The organism is Actinocrispum wychmicini (assembly GCF_004345645.1).
Classification (GTDB): Bacteria; Actinomycetota; Actinomycetes; order Mycobacteriales; family Pseudonocardiaceae; genus Kibdelosporangium; species Kibdelosporangium wychmicini.
This window is the reverse complement of sequence record NZ_SLWS01000006.1, coordinates 360,987-382,726: the sequence shown is the minus strand read 5'-3', so window position 1 is coordinate 382,726 and position 21,740 is coordinate 360,987. Positions and strand designations below refer to the sequence as shown.

At 64.3% G+C, this 21,740-nt stretch carries 22 protein-coding genes; 5 read left to right on the top strand and 17 right to left on the bottom strand.

The features are described from left to right. Window positions 1–9 precede the first annotated feature (9 nt). From EV192_RS27990 to EV192_RS27970, 5 genes are read right to left on the bottom strand one after another with little or no spacing between them, the layout of a single operon-like run. Window positions 10–2,442, bottom strand: a complete 2,433-nt coding sequence (locus EV192_RS27990; RefSeq protein WP_132120556.1) for a hypothetical protein — start codon at window positions 2,440–2,442, stop codon at window positions 10–12. A gap of 5 nt (window positions 2,443–2,447) precedes the next feature. Further along, entirely contained in the window at window positions 2,448–3,275 is an 828-nt protein-coding gene (locus tag EV192_RS27985) for a hypothetical protein (RefSeq protein ID WP_132120554.1), read from the bottom strand. Continuing rightward, window positions 3,276–6,041 carry a phage tail protein gene (locus EV192_RS27980; RefSeq protein ID WP_132120552.1) on the bottom strand — a complete coding sequence of 922 codons (2,766 nt, stop codon included), beginning with the start codon at window positions 6,039–6,041 and terminating at the stop codon, window positions 3,276–3,278. A 6-nt stretch (window positions 6,042–6,047) separates the two neighbouring features. After that, window positions 6,048–6,491 carry a D site-binding protein gene (locus EV192_RS27975; RefSeq protein ID WP_132120550.1) on the bottom strand — a complete coding sequence of 148 codons (444 nt, stop codon included), beginning with the start codon at window positions 6,489–6,491 and terminating at the stop codon, window positions 6,048–6,050. Next, the gene (locus EV192_RS27970) at window positions 6,443–6,817 is read right to left on the bottom strand and encodes a phage tail assembly protein (RefSeq protein ID WP_132120548.1); all 375 of its coding nucleotides are present in this window, start codon (window positions 6,815–6,817) and stop codon (window positions 6,443–6,445) included. Before EV192_RS27970 ends, EV192_RS27975 begins: the two co-directional genes overlap by 49 nt. Before the next feature lie 263 nt (window positions 6,818–7,080). On the opposite strand from EV192_RS27970, the gene EV192_RS27965 reads away from it, so the two are divergent. Beyond that, window positions 7,081–7,401 (top strand): hypothetical protein, encoded by a 321-nt coding sequence (locus tag EV192_RS27965; RefSeq protein WP_132120546.1) that lies wholly within the window; start codon window positions 7,081–7,083, stop codon window positions 7,399–7,401. Window positions 7,402–7,417: 16 nt separating this feature from the next. On the opposite strand, the gene EV192_RS27960 is transcribed toward EV192_RS27965, so the two are convergent. The 11 genes from EV192_RS27960 to EV192_RS27910 form a co-directional block, all read right to left on the bottom strand. Then, window positions 7,418–8,011, bottom strand: coding sequence for a phage tail tube protein (locus EV192_RS27960; protein WP_132120544.1), 594 nt, complete (start codon window positions 8,009–8,011; stop codon window positions 7,418–7,420). Beyond that, complete coding sequence (locus tag EV192_RS27955; RefSeq protein WP_207926265.1) at window positions 8,008–8,352, bottom strand: hypothetical protein; 345 nt, start codon at window positions 8,350–8,352, stop codon at window positions 8,008–8,010. Before EV192_RS27955 ends, EV192_RS27960 begins: the two co-directional genes overlap by 4 nt. A gap of 102 nt (window positions 8,353–8,454) precedes the next feature. Next, window positions 8,455–8,745 carry a DUF5403 family protein gene (locus EV192_RS27950; protein ID WP_132120540.1) on the bottom strand — a complete coding sequence of 97 codons (291 nt, stop codon included), beginning with the start codon at window positions 8,743–8,745 and terminating at the stop codon, window positions 8,455–8,457. Between the two features lie 2 nt (window positions 8,746–8,747). Beyond that, window positions 8,748–9,101, bottom strand: coding sequence for a hypothetical protein (locus tag EV192_RS27945; protein ID WP_132120538.1), 354 nt, complete (start codon window positions 9,099–9,101; stop codon window positions 8,748–8,750). Further along, the gene (locus EV192_RS27940; protein WP_132120536.1) at window positions 9,098–9,490 is read right to left on the bottom strand and encodes a Gp19/Gp15/Gp42 family protein; all 393 of its coding nucleotides are present in this window, start codon (window positions 9,488–9,490) and stop codon (window positions 9,098–9,100) included. Before EV192_RS27940 ends, EV192_RS27945 begins: the two co-directional genes overlap by 4 nt. Before the next feature lie 15 nt (window positions 9,491–9,505). Then, a complete protein-coding gene (locus EV192_RS27935; protein ID WP_132120534.1) occupies window positions 9,506–9,778 on the bottom strand; it encodes an Lsr2 family DNA-binding protein in 273 nt (90 codons plus the stop codon). Then, window positions 9,778–10,746, bottom strand: a complete 969-nt coding sequence (locus EV192_RS27930) for a phage major capsid protein (protein WP_207926264.1) — start codon at window positions 10,744–10,746, stop codon at window positions 9,778–9,780. The genes EV192_RS27935 and EV192_RS27930 overlap by 1 nt, the downstream gene beginning before the upstream one ends. Before the next feature lie 27 nt (window positions 10,747–10,773). Then, complete coding sequence (locus tag EV192_RS27925; RefSeq protein WP_132120532.1) at window positions 10,774–11,316, bottom strand: hypothetical protein; 543 nt, start codon at window positions 11,314–11,316, stop codon at window positions 10,774–10,776. Between the two features lie 78 nt (window positions 11,317–11,394). Then, entirely contained in the window at window positions 11,395–12,189 is a 795-nt protein-coding gene (locus tag EV192_RS27920) for a VG15 protein (protein WP_132120530.1), read from the bottom strand. Next, the gene (locus EV192_RS27915; protein WP_165960639.1) at window positions 12,186–13,610 is read right to left on the bottom strand and encodes a phage portal protein; all 1,425 of its coding nucleotides are present in this window, start codon (window positions 13,608–13,610) and stop codon (window positions 12,186–12,188) included. Before EV192_RS27915 ends, EV192_RS27920 begins: the two co-directional genes overlap by 4 nt. Beyond that, window positions 13,607–15,274, bottom strand: coding sequence for a hypothetical protein (locus EV192_RS27910; protein WP_132120527.1), 1,668 nt, complete (start codon window positions 15,272–15,274; stop codon window positions 13,607–13,609). Before EV192_RS27910 ends, EV192_RS27915 begins: the two co-directional genes overlap by 4 nt. Window positions 15,275–15,359: 85 nt before the next feature. Between EV192_RS27910 and EV192_RS27905 the strand changes: the two genes are divergently transcribed. Continuing rightward, window positions 15,360–15,935 carry a hypothetical protein gene (locus EV192_RS27905; protein ID WP_132120525.1) on the top strand — a complete coding sequence of 192 codons (576 nt, stop codon included), beginning with the start codon at window positions 15,360–15,362 and terminating at the stop codon, window positions 15,933–15,935. Window positions 15,936–16,010: 75 nt separating this feature from the next. Here the strand turns inward: EV192_RS27905 and EV192_RS27900 are convergent, their stop codons facing one another. Further along, window positions 16,011–16,430: a phage terminase small subunit gene (locus tag EV192_RS27900; RefSeq protein ID WP_132120523.1), complete on the bottom strand. Its 420-nt coding sequence runs from the start codon at window positions 16,428–16,430 to the stop codon at window positions 16,011–16,013. Window positions 16,431–16,712: 282 nt separating this feature from the next. On the opposite strand from EV192_RS27900, the gene EV192_RS54080 reads away from it, so the two are divergent. The 3 genes from EV192_RS54080 to EV192_RS27885 all read left to right on the top strand — a co-directional run bounded on the left by EV192_RS54080 (window position 16,713) and on the right by EV192_RS27885 (window position 21,580). Next, window positions 16,713–16,889, top strand: a complete 177-nt coding sequence (locus EV192_RS54080; RefSeq protein ID WP_165960638.1) for a hypothetical protein — start codon at window positions 16,713–16,715, stop codon at window positions 16,887–16,889. 2,590 nt (window positions 16,890–19,479) lie between these two features. Next, window positions 19,480–20,646: an AAA family ATPase gene (locus tag EV192_RS27890; protein WP_132120519.1), complete on the top strand. Its 1,167-nt coding sequence runs from the start codon at window positions 19,480–19,482 to the stop codon at window positions 20,644–20,646. 85 nt (window positions 20,647–20,731) lie between these two features. Further along, window positions 20,732–21,580: a DUF7192 family protein gene (locus EV192_RS27885; RefSeq protein ID WP_132120517.1), complete on the top strand. Its 849-nt coding sequence runs from the start codon at window positions 20,732–20,734 to the stop codon at window positions 21,578–21,580. The last annotated feature ends 160 nt before the right edge of the window (window positions 21,581–21,740 follow it).

Below are 21,740 nucleotides of genomic sequence, written 5' to 3'. Positions count from 1 at the left end.
CATAAGCTGTTAGCTCCAGGTGAAGGTGGTGTCCCACCGTCCGTACTGTCTGCTGTCCCATTGCCCGACGCCGGGTGGTTTGAGCATTTCGACGGTGAGGGTGTCGGTCAGGCCGCGGTCGTTGTTGAACTCGCGGCGGATGCCGTAGATCTGGAGGTTGATGGTCTCGCCGAGCCCGTCCGGGTCGCGGACCTGGACGCAGTCGGCTAGCTGTAAGCGCGGGTCTCCGGCGATGGTGATGGCGTCGGTGGCGGGGATGGGTTTGCTGGTGCGGCGCAGCATCATCGCCAGCATCTGACTGGCGGTCGTGGAGTCCTGGTACCAGTCCCCCGTGAGTTCGAGGTTGCGGGCGCCGTAGGCGTTGATCGATGCCTGGTCGCGGGTCTGCATCGGGACGGTGTCGAAGTCGTGAATCCTCGTGCCGTTGAACCGGAACGCGGCCTGTCCGCCGTTGGTGGCCAGCCGGGCGGGCTCGTCCCACCCGTTTCCGATCCGCACGGTGAGGTAGCCCAGGGCGTTGAAGTAGACAGAGATGTCCAGGCCGCCGCCGGCCATGGTGTTGTCTTCCTTCCAGGCTCCTTGTTTGAACCATTGGGCGACGAACCCGAGGTCCACACCGTCTGTCCATTGCGGAACAACAGTGTCCGGGATGGTGGTGTACCTGGGCACGAGGAACGTGATCGGGGACAGGACGTCTTCGCTCCAGATCCGGAACACCTTCGAGGTCCGGCCCGGAACGTAGAACTCGTTCGGGTCGGTCGCCTCGAACACCCTGGTCAGGATGGCGCGTTTGCGTCGGGCTTGGACGGTGTAGATGTTGCGGACTGAGTCCAAGCTGTTGGTGACCTGAAGGCCCTCCACATCGTCCAAGGTCAGCGTCCGTACGATGCTGGCTTGCTTAGCCTGGATGGTGCGGTAGTTGTAGAACCGGAAGACGCCTTGTTCGTCCCAGAACACGCTGCCGTACTCGGCGGCGGCGATGTCGGTGATGATGTCCCAGGCGTCCCGGAACTGGTGGTTGGGCACGTGGGAGAACCGGTTCACACCCTGGTCCAGCACGGCGACGTAGGCGGCGCCGCGGACGGCTTCGGCCCGGTTGATCCCGGCGCCGTAGTAGTTGCGGCTGGCGTAGAACACGTCGGACAGGCTCAGCGCTTGGCCGATGGTGATCCGGCCTTTGATGTCGTCGCGGGCCGGGTTGCTGACCGGGCCGCCGTAGGAGACGAGTCCGCCGTTGCTGTTCTCACTGGCAGAGATGTAGATCCGGCCACCGGTGGTGCCGGAGTTGTCCCACTGGACGAAGATCAGGTGACCGGGCCGGTTGTCGACCGGGATGGGGATCCAGGGGGTGACCAGGGCGGTGGCGCCGTTGCTGATGACCCGGGCGCGCACGCTGCCGGTGTTGATGGTGATGACCAGCCAGATGCGGTCGCCGACCACGATCTCCAGGGCGTTGTGTTCGGCGATCGACCGGTAGGCTCGCGCGTTGGGGCCGTTGGTGTTCAGCACGAATCCGGCGTAGTGCGTGGCGTAGGACTGGATGCCGTCGCGGTCGGCGCACCAGTAGCGGATGATGCCCTGCTGGCTACCGTCGCCGTAGAGTTGCCCGATCGGCATCCCGAGCCCGGCGAACGCGAGCGGCCGGGCCGTGTCGGGTGGGGCGTTGCCGTTGATCAGCCCGGTCGGGCTGTACATGGTGTCGGTCCCGGCGGGGAAGCTGTCGGCGTTGAGGTTGTCCAGCCAACCCACTGTGGGCAGGTAGGAGCCGTTGCCGGTGAGGAAGAACTGGGGTCCTTCCACCCAGTCCGGCGGGAGCCCGGTTTCTTCCCGGTAGGTGGGCCGGTACGGGGAGACCGACGTGTCGCACAGCCGCAGACAGTGATCGATCACCCAGTGCGATCGGATCAGCTGGGAGTCGATCTCGCCGTAGGACAGGTGTTCTTCGCTCATCGCCCACGGCGGCAGCTGGATCGGCCGGCGGAGCTTCTCCACCCGATCGAGGGCGGTGATCTCCACGGTGGCGTCGGCGCGGTCGGGGGTGATGGTGCGGATGTTGCCGATGAACTGCTGGTACCACACGGTTCCTGTGGCGGTCTCGATGCCGATCGAATAGCGGATCTCGGCCCCGATGGGGTCTTTCAGGTAGAACGGGGACAAGCCGTTGTACGGGGAGAACACCCCGGTGAACGACAATCCTTGATACTCGCCGGCCAGGGTGAGCGTGAGTTCGGCGGCGCTGGCGCCTTCGATCAGCATCAGTTCTTCGGGGGCTGATCCGCGCAGGCTGCGATCCGTGGTCACGGTTGAGACGTAGGCGGAGAGGTTGGACAGGGGGTGGGTGTAGCGGCCGTCTTTGTCCCAGTCGACTTCGATGCGGATGTGGAAGTGCCGTTCCCGGCTGGTGATCGCGGCCTCGGCCGGGTCGCCACCGTCGAGGAACACGGGTGCTAAGCCTCCAATAAGGTCAAGGTGCAGTCCACTAGCGGAAATCGCGGGGAGGTGGTGGTGAGTTGGTCGATCAGTACGCGTGGTGCCCCTCCGCCGTGCTGCCAGTCGGTGGCCACGTCACCGGGTTCGAGTTGGGCGGCGGCCAGCCGGATCGGCACCGGCCCGGTAGGGATGGTGAGCGTGACGTCGACGGTGGCTGTGCCGGGTGGGGGCGTCCAGGAGAACGCCATGCGGTACCAGTCGGTGGGCACGGTGTCGTCGTGGCTGTTGTCCCCCAGGATGGTGCCTGTCCGGTCGTAGGCGGTCGTGGTGAGTTCCACGGCCACCGTGCCGGTATCGGTGCGGGCGTAGAGGGACGCGGTGATCGATTCGTCTGGCAGGACGGGGCATCGCCGGTCGGCATCCAGCCGGAGCACGGCGCCGGCTGGGTAGGAGGTCCAGCGCAGGGACCGCGCGCCGGGCGCGGTAGCCGGCCAGTCGGGTTCCCAGTTCCACAAGCCCGGCAGACTGGCCCCCACCGACCCACCACTAGCCGGGATTAGTGAGGCGGCTTGGGCAGTGAGCCGGTTGCGTTTGAACGGGGTGAGCAACCTCAGGGGGCCGGGGATGTGGCTGGATGCCAGGGCTTCCAGCCAGGCGTACTCCTCGGCGTCCAGCAGCCGGTAGGCGAAGCTGTATTCGGTGCGGTGGCCGGTGACGTCCATGGTTCGCGCGCCGGACAGGGCCTGGTGGATGCCGCCGTAGCGGACCACGTCCATGCTGGGGTCGCGTTCCGGCACCGGCAGGGCGCGCAGGTCGCCGTCTGGGCCGAGATACCACGTACTCACCTAGCCTCGTCTCGCTTTCCTCAGGTTGGACTTGTTCACCAGGCGGGCCAGGCCGGTGCCGTCGAGCTGGACGCTCCAGCCGGCTAAGGCGGCGGCCACGCGGTCGCCGATGTCGCCGAATTGGGGGTCGTTGTTGATCTGGGCCTGCCATTGGGCTGAGATCGACCCGGTGGACGCGACCTTGTCCAGCGCACGGAGCGCCGGGGGCATGCTGTCTTCGATGCCGTGTGCCCAGTCAGCGCCCCACCGGCTGCTTGTGGTGAACGACCCGGCCAGCTGTCCGCTCATGCCGGACACGAGGCGTTGCACGTCGTCGAACCCGTCCGACAGCCCGTCAGCGAGGCCCTGCATGATGGCCTTACCGGCAGGGATCAACAGCCGCTTGTCGTAGGACAGGGGTCCTTTGTGGTCAGCGATCCAGCTGCCGATGCTGCTGAAGAAGTCCATGACCTTGTTCCAGACCCATTTGATGCCGTCCCAGAGTCCTTGCAGGATCGCCTTGCCGGCTTCCAGCAGCAGGCCCCCGAGGTCGCCCAAGGCGCGCAGGATCGCGCCCGGCAGATCAACAAACAACGCCACAACCGCGTCAATCCCTAGCTTCACCCCACCCTTAAGCAACTCCCAGGCGCCGGACAGAATCGATTTGATGCCGTCCCAGGCGCGCGACCAGTCCCCGGTGATGATGCCCATCACCAGGTCGATCACGCCTTTGATCGCGTGCATCGCGCCCTCGATGATGTCCTTGATGCCCGGCCAGACGCGTTGGACGATGTCGAAGATCCCTTGGAAGATCGGGACGAGTACTTCGGCGATCTTGACCACCGCGGGGATCAGTTCGCCCAGCACGGACAGGACCTGGGTGATCACCGGTATCACGGCCTGGACGATGCTGATGATCGCGGGGAACACCAGCTGGGCCAGTTGCATCAAGGGCGGCAGCAGCGGGGTGAGGATGTCCAGTAGCCCCTGCAGCACTTGCGTGGCGAGTTGGGTCAACGCGGGCAGCAGGGGTTGCAGGGCGGTGAACAACTGGGCCAGGAAGTCAAAGAACAGTTGGAGCAACGGCTGGAGTTTGGTGAACGCGTCCAGGAGGAACTTGCCGATAAGCTGACCCAGCTGGGTCAGGAACTCGATCAGGGGTGGCAGGATCGGCTGGACTGCTTTCAGCGCCATCACCAGGAGGTCGGTGAGAATCCGCGCCAAGGCGACCAGTACCGGTGTCACCGCTTGGACCGCGGCCACCAGGAGCGGGCCGAGGGTGTGGGCGAGCGGCACCAGCACCGGCCGGACCGCCTCGATCGCCCCGACCAGCAGGGTGCCCACCGCGTCGGCGAGCTGTTGGAAGGACGGGGTGAGTGCTTCGATCATCGGGGTGAGCGCGTCCAGCGCCACTGTCAGCACGGTCGCGAACAGGGTGGTGATCGACACCAAGGCGGGCATGAGGGCGATCAGCGCGTCACCGAGTGAGGTGATCAGGGTGGCGATCGGGCCGCCGACCTGGCCCATCACCCGCACGCCGGCCTCGAACAGTCGGACGAACAGGGCCAGGACCGAGCCCACGACAGCGGCCAGGCCCTGCATGCCGGACGCGAAGCTGCCATCCGACGTAACCCGTTCGACCGCAGCGCGGAAGTCCGCGGCGAAGGTGTTGAGTACCCCCGCGAGCAGCCCGAACTGTTTCGCACCGGCGTCGGCGAGGGTGAGGAACGCGCTGGTGCCATCGCGGACCATCGGGGCGAGGTCGCGGAAGAACTTGCCGGTGTTGTTCAGGATGGACTGGATTTGGGTGAGGCCCTGTGTGGAGGTCACCACGTCGGTGAAGCTTTTGGCCATCACGATCAGGCCGCCCGCGACGGTGGTTAAGCCTTTGTCCAGCACGGGAAACACCGCGCCGAGTTCCTTGAAGACCGGGGTCAAGCCCTTTTGGAAGGTTGCGGATAGTGAGGCTTTGAGGCTGTCGACTTGCGGGCGGAGCTGGGAGGCGGCTTTCTTGATGCCGTCCATCCCCAACGCGACCGCGGCGAACCCGGCGCCGGCCGCCGCCCCCAGCGACGGCAACCCAGCCAGGAGGGTGGCGATCGCACCGACGGCTGGCGCGGCTAAGCCGAACACCGCGAGGGCGATGAGCCCGGTCCGGCCGAGGTTGCCCAGCGCGGAGGTCACCTTGCCGATGGCGGCGGCGATCCCGGCGAGCGCGTTCTTGGCGCCGGTCGCCGCGCCGCTGCCCAACCGGCCGAGGGCGTGGCCAGCGGCAGCGGCGAACCGGAACAGTTTCGAGGTGGCGCCCGCAATGGCGTCCCCGACCCGCAGGAAGTTGCGGTAAAACCCGTCGGCCTTGACGTCCCGTAGCCGACCGGCCGCGCTGGTGATCCCGGCGCCGATACCGCGCCAGTGCTGACGGATGTTGACCGACCGCTTAGCCACCGTCAGCAGATGTCCGGCGGCTTCCTTACCGCCTTGAGCGAACCGCTTAGCCTGCTCAGTCGCCCCGTGCAGGCCGGTGATGATGCGGGCGATCAGGCGCTCGGTCGGCCCGAGGTCCAGGGTGAAGTTCGGCGTGATGTCCCACGGATCGCGCGGCAACTCGGCCTTGATCTTCGCCGCGGCAGCGGCCACACCCTTGGTGTCGACCTTGACCGGAATCCGGACGTCCATCCCCCGGGTGATCCTGGTCAACTGCGCCCGCAGCTCGGCGGCGAACTTGCTGGTGTCGGGCAATACCCGCACAGAGACGCGGTCGACCACCCGCGCCCGAGGACCGGTCATGTCGGGTTACTGCCCTTCCTGTTGCTTAGCGCGCCTTACAGCGGCGATCCGATCGGCGGCCATCGCGGCGAACCCACCCCCACGCCGTTGCGGCCGGTTATCGGGGCGTTCGATCGGGTGGGGTGGTGGGGGTTTGCGTTTCGAGTTCGCGGCGATGAACGCGTACGTGTTGGCTTGCACCGCGTCGATCAGCAGCGCGGTCAGGTACCGGTCCGGCCCCCAGCCCCGGAACTCCGGGCCGCCGCGCAACATGGCGGCGGTCGCGGACTCCGGCGGCAACTGCCGCACCAACGCTAAGGCCCGCCGCGCAGTCAGCCCGGAGCCCTCGACGAGCACGTCCCGCAGGTCGACCTGGTAGTAGTGCTGGAGATCAGCGAGGATTTCCTCGCCCGCCTTGTCGATCAGGCCGGCGAGACTGGCGCTTCCGGGGCCTGGGTCGCCTCCGACCACTTCTCGATGATCTTCATCCCGAGCAGCATGTCCCCACCCAACGCGGTGATCAGGGCGTCACCGCGACCATCAGCGGTCACGGTCCGCAGGATGAACTCGACCGACTCGGCCAGCAGGGTGACGTCGTTGAGGTTGGTCTCGTTCTCGTCGGTGTCGATGTCTTCAAGCTGCTGCAACGCCTGAAGCACACAGGTGCGGTCGTTGTCGTTGATCCGCATCAAGTTCCGCAACACCACCCGACCGGACCCCAGGTCCAGTTCCAGCGGGGCGAACTCGCGATCAAGGTCTGTTCGCAGATCGGCAAGGCTGTACAAGTTCGACTTCAACGCGGACCTTTCGTTGGTGATCTCCGCTGTGAATAGTTTTCCTTGATCAAATCATCAAACCCAAGTCGAATAGTGATTCATTTCACAAACGGTTGCGACCTGCGGTTTTGTGTAGCTAAGAAGGTGCAATTAGGACAAAAAGACACCCCGCCGAAATCCGGTATTCGCTGGAGTGCCCGGCTGGGACGATAAGCGGTTGACAAGACCTGTCGAACTGCGTAGCGTCGACTTATAGGTCGAAGTCTGCCCAGTACTGTCCATGCATGGACTGGTTGGCGCTTCTGATTGTCTGCACCACGCTAGTGGCACTTCTTTACGTTGCACTTCGGGGCGCAGATCCCTCCACGCCCCGTGAACTCATCATCCAGGCCCTAGCTGAGTTTGTCGTAAGCGTGATCCAGGGCTTGGCCTCAGCAATCGTCACGATCCTGACCGCTCCGTTCAAGGAACGGGGAGCCAACCTCCCGCCTGCGGACACCGTCGATGAATCTTCGCAGGTCGGCATCGAGGATAGCCAGGTCCAGGATCTGCCTAGTGTTGAGGACATCGGTGACGATAGCTCTGCTGAAGACGAGGCGTTGTAGTGTCTTGGAGCAGCTATCACGCCTGAGTTGGTGGCACTGGATTGATGCCGGTGTCCAAGCTGATCCACCGGATCAGGTCCGCGGTGCCGTCGTCCAGGATCGTGGCCCGAACCGGCAGGTTGCCGAACTCGTCGGTGGCTAACGCGACGGCGTCTTGGCGGCGGATGGTGGTTTTGCCGGCGTAGAACGCGATCGACGTGGGTCCGTCGACGACCACGATCAATAGGGCCTGGTTGGGCATTTTGGTGGCGGTGCGGCGGACCGCGAACACACCGGGTTCGGTGGACGCGTTCTGTACGCCGTAGTACAGCTCCAACGCGTGGCTGTCGAACTGTTGCAGGGTGAAGTTGACGAAGTCCACGGGGGTCTCGGTCTCGACCGATCGCAGGGCTTTGTTGGCCCAGGTGCCGCGGACTTCGCTGCCGCCACCGTCGAACCCGAACTCCGGTAGGTCTTTCTCGCTGGTGTGCCCGACGCTGATCCAGCCGGACAGGGTGGTGGTGGGCGTGAACGCGTCGATCACCGCCGCGGTCGGGGCAGCGGTGCCGGCGGGGGCGGTGAAGATGAAGCCCCTACTGGCGGTCAACACAGCGTTGTCGTTGATCGTCATGAGCTGCTGGTGTCTCCTCGGGGTGGTCGGAGGCCGAGTTGGATGAGGCCCTGCACCCGCCACGTGTCATCCCACGGGGAATCGAACTGGGTTGGTCCCATCGTTTCGTAGAAGCTGTGCAGATACCCTTGGGGTGTCACGGTTTGCTGGTGGACCATGTCCCAGATGACGGTGCGGGCGTCGAGATACAGGTTCTCGCAGGCGATCAGGCCGTCTCGGGTGTAGGCGGTCATCTCGATGACCGGCAGGTCCAGCCGGCGCACGTCCCGGGGCAGACCGCCCAGACGGCGGATGTTCAGGCTGGGGAAGGTGCGGTGGTCGACGTCTGGCATCCAGGACATGACCATCACCCCGGGCAGGGCGGCCCTCAGGACGGGTAGAAGGACTTCTTGGATGCGGGGCATGGTGCGCTGCACCATGAGCCTGATACCTCCCTCCCTGGGCTAGTGGGCGGCCCGGGTGATGATGTACAGGCCGTGGACGTAGCGGCCGGTCTTGTTGTGGATGTGCCCGAACTCGATACTGAGGGCGGCTTCGTCCACCAACGACACCAAGGTGTCGACCTGGTGGCGGGTGATGTCGATCTCGGCGTGCCCGCTGTCGCGGTGTGTCTCCAACAACGCCTCGGCCCGAACACGAATGATCGTGCCTCGGTGGTGTACCGCGTCAGTCACGCCATCGAGGTGGGCGATGATGCTGTTGATGGTGCGGTTGCTGTAGCGCCGCTCAGCCATGGTTAGGTCCTGCGGATGGTGTAGTCCATGTGCCGGGTGCGGGCGGAGCCGTTGTAGCGGCGGGCCTCGCCGACGATGGCCCAGTACTGGCCGCGCCACTCGATCCGCGCCTGCGCGGACAACACATAGGGGAAGGATCGGGGGAAGCGCAGTCGGTAGACCTCTTCGGACTCGAAACCTTCGTTGTCTTGTTCCGAACGTCGCGCCGAAGTCCCTGACTGCGCCAGCATCTGAATCACCGCCCGCGCGGGGATACCGGTCTGTGAGGGGCGGGTCATGATGTTCCCGTCGGAGTCCACTGTGGTCTCTTCGGGGAATACGAGGATGTCTTCGTGGGCGCGGTCGAGCAGGCTCATGTCCACGTGTCCGTTTCCCGCACAGGGTGTTGCTGGTAGGGCGTGAGGGTGAACGCGCCGCGCCGCACGCCCAGTAGGTGCCATTCGGTGTCGGTGACCTCCAGTCGCCCGGAGGCGACCTGGCTGGAGATCATGTAGGAGTAGTTCCCGTCCGACTCTTGGGTGTAGCCCTCGGGGTTGCGGATCAGCCGCAGCACCATGTCGGACTCGACCATGACCACGGTCTTTTTCGAGAGCACCCCGGTGGCGACGCGATCGGTGAGGTCGGGGATCTTGTCGGTGATCAGTAGCTCGGCGTCGGCCAGGCGAGTGGTGACGATCCGGGCCTCGTTCTCGTCCAGGTCACGGGTCAGGCGGTCCTGGACGTCTTTCGCGACTGCGAAGGCCACCCTGTTCCTTCCTGGTTAGTTGCTGTGGGCGTCGCGGTACGCCTGTGTCACGCGTTCGGGAATCCGGCCCTTGTCCGGGCAGTCCATCCCGGTGGCTTGTGCCCAGGCACGAACGTCAGCCGGAGTCGGCGGATCGGTCTCCGGCTGCTCGCCTTCGGTGTCGGCCGTTTCGGACACGATCGGGTAGTGACAGAGGCGGGCCTGCTCGGCGGAGACGGTGACCTCGATGCCGTTGGGCAGCAGGGCGCGGACCGTTTCCGGCGGCTGGTAGTGGTCGCGGGCGGCCATCAGGCCGCCGGGGTGGTGTACTGGTACTTCACGAACGCCTCGGGGTCGTTGACGAGGAACCCGTATTCGGCCTCGGCGCGGATCGCGACCAGGTTCTTCTCCCACAGCGAGGTGAGCTGGCCGTTGATCGTGACGGTGGCTTCGGTGGACACGTCGTAGGAGATGCCGCCGACCACACCCCAGGCGGCCTGACGCCAGTTGCCGCCGAACGCCACCGTGTACTTGGTGTTAACGGTAGCGGGGACCGGCTCGGCCACCAGCTCGTTCATGAAGCTGGGGCGGTTGATCAACCGGCCGGGCCGGGCGGCGGCCTGGGTGGTCTCGGTCAACGGGGTCTCGATGTAGATCGGACGCCCGTTCTTGTCCGTGGCGTCCAAGAACAGCGGCTCGGTGCTGTCGTCCAACGCGAACCCGGTGAGCTTCTTGCCACGGTCGACCAGGACCCGCAGGCCGGCGACCACGTTGGAATGCACGGTGCGGGGCTTCGCCGCCGCGAGGTCTTCCTTGTCCAGGTCCACGGCCTTGGTGGTCTGGGACAGCCACGTGCTGAACGGGCCGCCACCCGCAGTGCCGTCCGGGCCACGGTCATACAGTGCAGCCGCGTCGAACGCGAGCGCAAACGCCTCCCCGATCTGCGGGCGCAAGAGGTTCATGTAGTTCGCGGGGTTGGCGCGGACAACCTCGGCGGAGACCACAGCGATGGCTGCGATCTTCTTGGGCTCGATGGTCTTCAACCCGACGGCGGCGTTGCTGGCGGGCTTCTGCCCGCCTTCGGTGACCCAGCCGGCGCTCATCTTGCCGGTCACGACCGGGATGGCCTGGCCGTTGATACCCAGGGGCACCTGCTGGACAAGCTGCTGCACGACGGAGACCTTGTACGCCTCTTCGAAGATCGGCGCGGACAGCTCCGGGCGCAGGAACCCAGCGAACTGGGTATCGGTGGTTTTGGTGGGGTTGGTGATAGCCACGTGTGACGGGCGCCTTTCGGTGGTGGGTTAGATGCCGAGCTTGTTCTTCAGGCTCTCCAGGAGCGGATCCCCGTTGAGCGCCAACGGGTTGTTGTCGCCAGACGGGGACAGATCCACCGCAGGCGTACGGGCCGCGGCGGCGGTCACGCCACCGAACAGGGCCTTGACCTTCGCGGCATGCGCGGTGATCTCTTCCGGCGTGTTGCCCTGGAGCAGGGACGCGAACTCCAACGCGGACGCCGCTGGGACGTCGGCGGCGAGCGCGGCCTGCACCTTGAGCATGTCCACCGCGGCCTTCGCCAGGTCGGCCCTGGTCGCCTCGTGTGCGGCGGTCACCTGCGCCAGCTGGGTCTCGAACGCGGCCGTCAGGTCGGCCTTCGTGGCGTTGACCGCGTCGTTGCGTTCGGTGCGGTACCGCGCGGCCTCGCTGTTGGCCTTCGTCAGCGCGGTACGCGCCCATTCCGGGAGCTGGTCCACCGCCTGCGGCTCGCTTACCGGAGCCGGACCGGCCACGGTGGCGGGAACAGCGGCGGCCGGAGCGGTGACGGCGGGGGTGGGGGTGTCGGTCATGTGCCTTGCCTTCTGGGCAGGTCGAGGTTAAGCGTCCACCTGGGACACTTAAGGGGGATGGAGAAGAGGGCTAAGCCGCTAAGCGGCTAAGGACATCGCCGGGATGTCGACGATGCCGCTGTCGAGTGCGCGGCGGAACGCGTTGAGCTTCGCTGTCCCGGTGTGGCCTTGGGTGTGCTCGGCCCAGATCCGGCGGGCATGCACGAAGGCGTCCCGGCCCGGCCAGTCGGCGCGGTTGAACACCGGGACCACTTTGCAGTCACAGCCGGGGTGCCATCGGGTCATCACCTCGTCCAACGCGGCCTTGTCGCCTGCGGCGATCAGGTCGTGGGCGCTGGTGTCATCGGTGTCCAGCCCGGCGCCCTCGGCCGAGACATACACCGGGCCACGGGACACCAGCATCAGGCAAAACGCACACGTTTCCCGACCGGTCGCCACCCGCGCCCACCCGACCACTGCGGGGTCGGAGTCCACGGCACGCAGCTGGGTGCGGCGTCCGCCGTTCTCCACCTGGGTCGCGGCCCGCAACGCCACCTCGGCGACCGCGGACTGCGACGCGCCGGGCCTGCTCAACGCCGTCCGAACCGGCTCCATCGCTTCGCGGAACCAGTCCGGCCGGTACTCCGCGAGGAACAGATCGTGACGCGGCTCGTCAGGGTGGTGCTGGTTGCGTTGCTGGTCGTAGAACCGGCGGGCAAGCTCTGCGGACCGGGTCCGGGCCTCCTCCACGTACGGGTACAGCAGGTCCAGCAGTGTGAACCAGTCCCGCAGCGAGAGGCCCGGTATCCGGAAGAACGTGAGCAGGCGCTGCACCGTCGCCACTAGGGCGGCGGTGATCACTGCCTGGGCCAGGGCGTAGTCCTCGGCGGTCACGCGGCCTCCGGCACCGGCTGATCGTCGTTGGGGGTGTCGCTGAAGCGGGGCGCGGCCGGGCGGGTCAGTGCGGCGAGCTGGGTGACGGGGTTGTCTTTGTCCCAGGTCTCCATCTGGCGGCGTTCCTCGGCGCTGTAGCCGAGATCGATCCGGGCGCGTTCGACCGGGATGATCGGCCGCCCGTCCGGCGTGCTGGCGGTAGCCAGCTTGACCACCGCGTCCGCCTTCGCCGCGAACGTCGGGGTAGCCGGGTCGCGCCAGAGCACTTCCATCCGCCGCGCGTCGCGGGGAATAGTCCCGTCCATCACCAGCAGGGCGATCCGCATCGCCTGCTCCCACGGGCCGCCGAAGATCCGCTGTTTGCGTTCGGCCTTCTTCACCAGGCGGCTTTCCGACGACCGGATGGCTTCCGCCGAGGCGGGGTTGTCGCTGGCGAACGCCAGATACTGCGGCGGCAGGCCCGTGTACGTGGCGGCCTGCTTGGCGAGCTCCTGCATGACTTCGGTGAAGTTCCTTAGCTCGGCGGCGGTGAACTGTTGGGCTTTGCCCTCCGGGTCCTCGAACGCCAGAATCCGGGCGATGTACGCCTCGAACACCTTCCGCTTGTCCTTGGGGTCATCGGCGATCTCGTCCGGCTTGATCCCGAACAGAAGCCTCTGCGGGACCGCCATCAACTCCGCGGTCGCCTGCATGTTCATCATCGTCCGGGCCGCAGCGTCGGTCACCGACCGCAGCTCGGGCGTGATCTCCGAGCGGCCGTAGCGTTCGGTCAACCGCGACCGGTTCAACAACGGCACCACCGGGACCACGCCGAGGTTGTGGTCGACGTGGAAGTCCACCGTCCACCCATAGGCCCCGCCCTGGAGCAGGCCGGTGGTGGAGTCCGGCAGGTAGATCGTGACGTAGTCCGGAACCGGCGGCCCAAAGGGGCTGTCTCCCTTGATGACCCGGACCGCGCGCTTTACCCGGTGGGTCCGGTAGTCGATGTCCGCCCACATCGTGCTGGGCGACTCGACCTGGATCACCGGAACGCTAGCGTCAGCTAACGGGTCGTCCGGGTCGGGTGCCGAGACGACGATGTAGGCGCGGCCATGGATCAGGGCTTCGGTGTGCGCGTAGCTGGAGACCTCGTCCAGGCGGTTGGACTGCCACCACTCCCACAACCGGGTATCGGCCTTCGGCTGGCCGGCCATCCGGAACCCCTCGATATCCAGCCGCTCTTCGAGCGAGTCCAGGTAGACCCGGCACCAGCCGATCTGGGCCAACAGGTCGCGCATCTCCGGCGGAGTGGACACCCCGATGGAGGTCGGGCGCTTCTGCGCCTCGTAGTACAGGACGTTGTCGGCCAGGCCGGTCTGCGCCGACCCGAAGTCGGCCACAAGTTGCTGGACGTGATCCAGCAGACGAGTCGGGGTCGTCACCGGAATACCACTGCCTTTCCACTGCGATTCTTCTTGGAGATCAGGAAGTCCTGTCGGGCACCGAAGGCCAGCACCGCACAGACCGCGGCGTCGATCTTCCGCGAGCTGTCCTTGCTGGCTTTGCGAATCGAGATCGCGTCATACGTGGTCGGGTGCCGGTGCGCGTTGAGCACGTGCTGGCGCAGCACCGCCGCGCCGTCATGGGCCAGTTCGCCTTCCAGGACCGCGTCCAGGAACCGTTCACAGTCCAGCGCGAAGCGTTTGATGTTGCCGCGCATATCGAACGCGATCGGATGCCCCGGCGTCGCCTTCACCTTGAGCGTGCGGTGATACAACCGAGTCCATGAGTCCACGTAGGACTCGAACTCCTTGACATCCGCGCGGAACGCCACCACCTCGAACCGACTGAACGCCCAGCGGACCGTGGCGTCCACGTCGTCGCGCGGGACCTCACCGCCGTACAGCTCGGGGTTCCACACCTTCAGCGAGAACAACGCCCCATCCGAGACGCGGCAGGCCACCAGCGCCGTGTGGTCGCGGGACTTCGACCCGTCGAACCCAAGCGTGACCCGCTCGCCGGCCGCGAGCTGAACATCCGACTGGATGCGGTCCCACTCATACGGAGCAATCCACGCGTCCTCGGCCGCATTGACCTGGTTCAGGAACTTCCGGCGCGACTCGGTCAGCGGACGCTTGATGTCCAAGATCGAGGCGACGATCGTGTCCAGGTCCAGCCAGACCGCGTCACCACGCGCGACCTCCAGCCCCGCCCGTAGCGCGGCGATCCCGGCCTCGTGGCCTTCCGGGTCCTCGGCCGGTGAGAGGATCTCCGACACGGGAGTGTCGGCCGGGGCCTCGATCGAGTCGTACAAGAACCCGGTGTCGAGCGCCTGCCCGGCCTGCACCGCTTGGTAGACGTCGTAGTCGCGTTCGGCGTCGGAGTCCTGCCCGGGAACGTGCGCGTTGCAGATGGAGAGGGATCGGCATCCGCCGTAGGCGGCCTTGTCCACATTGCCCGCGATGACCTCGGACATCGTGTGCCCGGCGTTAGCCTCGATCCACCACTGCGTCTCGTTCTTCACCACGAACGTCGGCCGCTTACCCTCCAACGCCAACGGCGAGGACGTAACACCCTCGATCATCCCGCCGGACTTCGAGTAGATGATCGTGCGGTTGATCTCCAGCCCGTACGCTTCCCGCAGGCGCTTGGACGCCATCGCGGGGAACAGGCTGAAGGTGTTGCGGGTCTGGTCCTGGGAGACCGCGGCAATCTGAATCCACGCCGAATCACGCAGCTTCCCGACCGGCGTGCCGTTGTCCCAGTGGGAGAACGCGACCGGGCCGCATAACTCGACCAAGCTCATCGCCGCAGCGAGCGGGTCCTTACCCCAGCCCTTCAGCCGGCGTAACAAACCCGAGCGGTAGACGAACCGGCCGCGCTCGTCGACCGCGTACCACCAGACCAGAAACCGGGCCTGCTCCAACGTCGGCAGAAACGGTTTACCCGCCCGCGGGCCGCCCGGTTGCAGCACGTTCGCGGCAAGCCAGTTGATGACACCCCACCCAAGAGACCGCTCGGGCAGGTGCCAGCCACCCGCGCGCAGCCGACGCCAGGTCGGGCCGATGACGTGACTGGGAGCGCGCAGCAGGAGATCGTCCTGCATGTTGCTCCTTGATCAATTGTGGCAATGGACTACCACCACCCGAACGTCGCACATCCCGTGCACGAAATCGGCTATCTTGACCGCCATGACGACTGCGCCAGGGGTTCAAACAGCCGCACAACTCCTGTATGTAGCTATTGACCTAGGTCAGGTGCCCGAATATGCATACTTTCAGAGGCAGGTTGACGCTCTAGGTGCGTTGCAGCGATATTGCGTCGCAATAAAGCCGCCGGAAGCACTCCTAGACACAGGGGGCCTTGAAGGGCGCGAACGATGGGACTACTTACTCCGCCCAACCCTTCAGGAGCGCATCGCAATTGTCCGCACTTCAATGGCTAGCCCCTGGGAAACAGTGCTGGTTCAACTCGCCGCGAACTCCCAGCCAATAACTGTCGGCCTTGGCGCGTTGATCGGTCTGCACAAACTGATGCGAATGGTTATGGAGTGGCAAACATTTCGCCAGGATCTGAAGGAGCGACGCGAAGGCGTACGTCCTATCGATGGTGAAGATGCTGCCCGACTTCTTCAAGCATATTCACCTGCTCAACGAGCGGATACTGACCTGCATCGGGAGGCGCAAGAGGCGCTCACGGAGATCAGTCCAGTTGTGGAGTCTGACATGATCGATCCGGACGATCCTCGGGCGACAGGAGCTACGTGAGAACAGGCCCAGCCGGGGAGACGACACGCCTATGCGGCGCGGCTCGGAACCCGGCCAGACCTGTGGCCCTAGTGGTTACTCAGCCAACTGCTGGCGGAACATCTCGGCCACGTCGATCACGGTGGCCGTGGTCTGCTCGCGCTCGATCTCCAGACGCACCCGCCGCCGAGCACCCTCGCTGACAAGCAGCTCGGTCAGTGCCGCGTTCACCGCGGCCAGCATCTGACTCGACGGCCGGGCCGACTGGATCAGCTTGTTCGCGAAGTGCAGCGTGAACCGCGCGAACTGCCAATCGCTGGGCTCGTAGAACTGGGCTTGCGCCGAGTCCTTCAGCGAGCTGTAGAAGTCCACAATCAGCGGGTGCGGGTCCTCGATGTCCAGAGCCGGGACCGCCACCTGGCCCACGACCGGAAGCTTCTCCACCGTGCCGGTCTCATCCTTGTTACGGCGGACGCGTTGATCACTTCGCTTCGGTACGGGGCCGCGCGAGCCCATCTATGCCCCCTATGACTGACTTCTGATGTTGCGAAACGCATCGTGACGAACTGCGCTATGCGCATATCTATGCGAATTTATGCGCATACGTTGCGCCTACCTGCACATACGCCCGCATAGGCTATTCGCAGATTATGCGGGGCGATGTCTAGCCGCGTAAGAGGCAGCCGGTCTGCTCTACTCCCTCACATGCGTTGGCCTGAACTCGGTGCCACAGGAGCACCAGCGGCGATCGCAGCGCCGTTCGGCGCTCCGTGGCCCGCAGTGGTGGTTCTTGGGATCTTGGGATTGATCGTCTACGGCTGGGTGCAGTACCTCCGGCACGTGGAGCACTTAGAGGCGCTGAAGAAGACCGCGGACAGCATGGTCGCGGAGGTGCTCCGCGCGAGATCCATCGACGACTCGTCCGCTTCTACCGCTGTCCAGTCCACATCTGACCGCCGACCCCACCACGGCTAGTGGTGGGTGAAGCGGTTCGTCGTGACCGACAAGTAGTTCATGATCGACGCCACCGGCCGAACGCGAACTGACGAAGGCGAACCAAGTAGATGTACGACATGAGCCAGCAGACATACGCTGACGAGCCGACCTGAGACGCGATGTAGTCCAAATGGCTTACCCGAAATGGTTACCCAAATATGTACCTACCCGATTGATCGTCCGGACTCGGTTGGGCGGCCATACTGGCCGCATGCGTTGGCCTGAACTCGGTGCCACCGGGGCACCAGCAGCGGTCGCGGCGCCCTTCGGCGCTCCATGGCCCGCGGTGATGGTCCTGGGGCTCACGGGACTACTCGTCTACGGCTGGGTGCAATACCTCCGGCACGTGGAGCACATGCGGGCCTTGGAAACGATCACGGACGGCGACGCGGCCAAGGTGCTCCGCGCGAGGTCAGAGCCTCATTCAGCCACACGACGGACTCGCCGGCCGTCGATGAATTGACCTGATAGATCACGCTATCGGCACACGTAGTTCATACGTAGCGCATCCGTAGTGGCACGGAGGCCGACACGGAGTCGATCAGATTTACTAGGCGTATGCGAGCGACAAGGGTGATCTTTTCCGGAACTCCGGCGATCGGCGCCCTCGCTGGAGCACCCTGGCCGGCGGTGTTCGTGCTTGGCGTCCTGGTTCTTATCGTCTGCGGCTGGCTTGGGTACTTGACACATCTGGAGAACCAAACGGCGCTTGAACAAGTTGTACGTCAACGCGTCCCCGAAGTCATGCGGGAAATCACACGACGTGAAGGCCGTCGCCAGAGCGGCCGATGACAGGACCAACGGCTTGGAAACCCGTACATAGCCGCAGGGCCGCTATACGCCGCGATCTGTAAACCCCGGGTGGGGGTTATCCCCCTAGGGGCGAGAAATTCTATTTAGTTTGTCAACCAACACCCGTGAATCTAGTGCATTCCTAGCTGTGCGCGCAAGCGTGTAATGCCGGAAGCGCGTGCCCTAAGCACGCGCCTACTCCTGCACCCCTACCCCCTGTGTTGCCTACCCGGGGGAGTGTCTTTTCCCTGTGCTCGTATTCCCGGGTGTCTGTCTGCCGGTCTGCGCCGTAATGCCCTAAGCCGCGCCTTAGCGCGGTTACCCTCCTGTGCGCTCTTCTCGCCGTGACACACACTGCACACTGCCCGTAGGTTCTCTAGCCGGTGATCCTCACCGGCCACTAGGTGGTCTACCTCGGTGGCGTGGGTAGTGCAGTCGGGTCCCTGTATCTGACAGGTGAACCTGTCCCGCTTGAGGACTGCTAGCCGTAGGGCCGTCCACCCGGCAGGGAGACGGCTTTTCCGGCTTGAGCTTGTCCAGCTCAAAACTTGGGTCCCCTTATTGGCAGTGCCCTTGAGGCACTGCCCTAGTAGGGACGGCAGTAGGCCGTCTAGCTAGGTAGGTAGTTCGAGGCGCGCCCTAAGCGCGCTCCGCCACTCGGCTTGTCCGTCTCCCCTTGGGGGTCGACTGCCACGCCAGTGGCAGGCGAACCTCACGGTTCGCTCTGTGGCCGCCGTAGCGGCCCTAGTTCATGGGGCCGTTGAACGGCCCTTTGAGGGACGGCCTACCGGCCGTCCTTAGTAGGGAGGGACTTTCAGTCCCTCCCCTAAAGAACGGGGAGTTGCGCCAGCAACCCCGTCACACGTGAGTGACCACGGTCACATTTGCGGCCGTAGCTCGAACCGCCCTAGCGAGTGCGGCAACGCCGTGACCAGCAGGTCCAGCTGCATCACGTGACCCCCGTCACATGGCTGAATGTTTTTCTAGACACCCGTCGACGACGGATGTTAAGTTTCTCGTGTCAGGCCGAGCGGGTCATCGCGAACCGGCGGACAGGGAACAGGCGGCAACCCGAAGGCGCAGTCAGTGCTCAGCACGTGAGTCGCGCGGACCCGGCCACCCACATTCGTTCTTTGAGAATTCCATAGTGGATTTGCCTACGCCAAAAACGAGATGGCGAATACGTGTCACGCGAGGATTCCGGGTTTCCGGGTGAGCGACATGAACGAGGTGCGATGACCCCCGCGAGGGGGTGAGCGGACGGTATTCGCGGATAGACCAGCAAGAAAACCTTGCTTAACAGCGGTAACGCGAGTTTGGACTTTGAGTACCCGCACACAGGATTCCTGTGTGCGGTTCTGAGAGACCAAACAACGAAAGAGGAACCTTGTTAGAGCTTGTTCAGCACATCATCATATATCACACGATGGGCCACTTTGTGGCACTCAATCAACTACTGAGTGAGGCGCCGTCGTTTAGGTGGATGGCAGGCTGCGAGGGTCGTGAGCGGGACTGGTTTCTTGAGGCAGTGCGACGCGCGGAGATTCAACACCAGGATGTCGCGAACCGCGAATACCTGTTTACCGCTCTGACCGCCGATGACGCAGCGGAGGAAATGGGCATGCACTCAGATGAACGGGTGACATGCAGGAATTGCCGCAACTGGGCAGACCACACCCACTAATCAGTTTGGTTTTTGAGTACCCGTACACAACTCGTCTTGTGTACGGCTCTGAGAAACCACACCTGCCACCACCGCGCTAGGAGAATAGAGACAATGGTTCTGGTCAAGCACTCGGAACGGACTGTGCGTAAGCCCTGCCGTTCGTGCGGCCGGTCCGACCTGTATTGGGCACACGACACCGACCGGATCTATCACAAGGCTTGTCCCCGGTGCGAAGTCACCGGATCGTTCGTGCTCATCGAGCGCGACGGTAGCCGCCACAATTGCCGCAACACCACTGACGGCACCGGGGACCCGGCACCGGACATGGAACTTGACGGCCCGACCGAAGATGAAGACAGAGAGGCCCCTTCCGTGCCCGCTCCCGTGTCGCCGGACGTTCAGACAGCATTGGGCATGCTCGTGGGAGCACTCACCCCACAGGTCGACCGGGCCGAGATCGAAGCGATGGTGAAGGAAGCCGTCGCCAACGTCGTTTTCCCGACCCGCACCGTGGTAGAGCGTGCCAACGGTGAACGCAAAGAGTTCACGGGTGCCACGCATCACAAGCTCGGCGACGTGATCATCTCGCTGATGGCGGGTGAGCACGTGCTGATGGTCGGCCCGGCCGGAACGGGTAAGTCGACCATTGCTGAGCAGGCGGCGGAAGGCTTAGGGCTGAAGTCCTATTCGATCAGCCTGAGCCCCCAGACCCCCGCATCTCAGTTGCTCGGGTACATGCAGGCAACGGGTGACTACGTGCCCAGCTTGTTCCGTGAGGCGTACGAGCACGGCGGGCTGTTCCACTTCGATGAGATGGACAACGCACACCCGTCCGTGCTGGCAGTCATGAACGCCGCTTTGGCCAACGGGCACATGGCGTTCCCGGACCAGATGGTCAAGCGTCACCCGGACTTCCGGGCCGTTGCCAGCGCCAACACCTACGGGCGTGGCGCCACGCGGTCCTACGTGGGTCGGCAGGCTATCGACGCGGCGACGTTGGATCGGTTCTCGGTCGAAACGATCGAGGTCGACGAGACGCTGGAGAACGAGCTGTGCCACTCGACCGGGCTGGAGATCGACCAGGTTGAGCAGGTGCTGACGTTCGTTCGGGGGCTTCGCGCGAACGCTGAGGCGCACAGCATGCCCGTGGTGATTTCCCCCCGCGCGTCGGTCGGTATGTGCCGGTTGTTGGCCGCTGGCCGGTCTTGGGAGTCGGCCGTGCAAGCGCGCGTCCGGCGCGGCATGGGCGATACCGAATGGAACAAGATCAACGGATGACGTCGTCAAAGTCAGGCAAGGACATGACCCTTAACCCTAAGCCCTTGCTCGGCTTTGACGACGCCACTCGAAAGAAAGACTGGACATGCGCCACATCGTTAATGGTAATCACTCCCGGCTTGAATTCGATTCGATCGCGGACCTACTTGCCGTAGTCCGACGTCACCGAGAAGTGCTTTACGATCGTGAGATCGATAGCCGACCGGAATACTTCGGAGATATCAGATCTGTTGATCACCTGTTTGAGCTTGCTTGTATCGGCTGGGAGGTACAGTTAGACGACACGCTGAGAGTCGCAGAAGAGACAGTAGCGACCGTGGAGCGATCGTATGACGTCCCACTGTGGCAGTCGCGCTACGATATTGGCGGGGCTGATGTTGATGTCTCCCGGTACCTGTCCGGGGAACCCGAAAATATGATCTCGTACCATCTTGTCGAGACTCCGAGGACAGGACGGGTTGTTTCCCTCGCGATGAATATTGGAGCGACGTACGACGTTTCCACAGAAGACATGATTAAGCGTGGCAAGTCTGTTGTCTCGCTAGTGTATGCGCTCGAAAGAATCGGGCTAAGGACCGAGTTGTATACGGACGCTCAGGCCAAGAGTATGGGAAGCGGACGTGAAACGGCCCGTGAAATGGTTAAGATCAAGGACGCTGCCGACGCGCTTGATCCGGCCATGGTCATGTTCGCCTACGCTCATCCGGCGTTCCTCCGGGGAATGCTTTTGACCGCAATGCATGAACACCCCGCCCGGATTCAGGATTCGCTGAAAGTCGGCAGCGCCTACGGCATCCCACTGAAGAGCTTAGCGAACGACGTGTTCCCTGAAGGGTGCATCATCCTCTCGACAGTGATGCGTTCTGGTGATCACAGCGTGTCCAACGTGGAAGCCTTCGTGGTTAAGCATCTTAAGGACCTCGGACTGATCTAAGCCGTTCCGCAATCGCCGTTGACAGGTTGGCCTGAATGGTTTCCGTCGCACGCAGCCGCGTGTTGCGTCCGGCGGAACCTGTTCGGCGGGCGTGAGAGACATCCTTTCGTGTTGGCTTGATTCGGTGAGCATCAGCTGTGCCGCGCCGTGTCACGTCAAC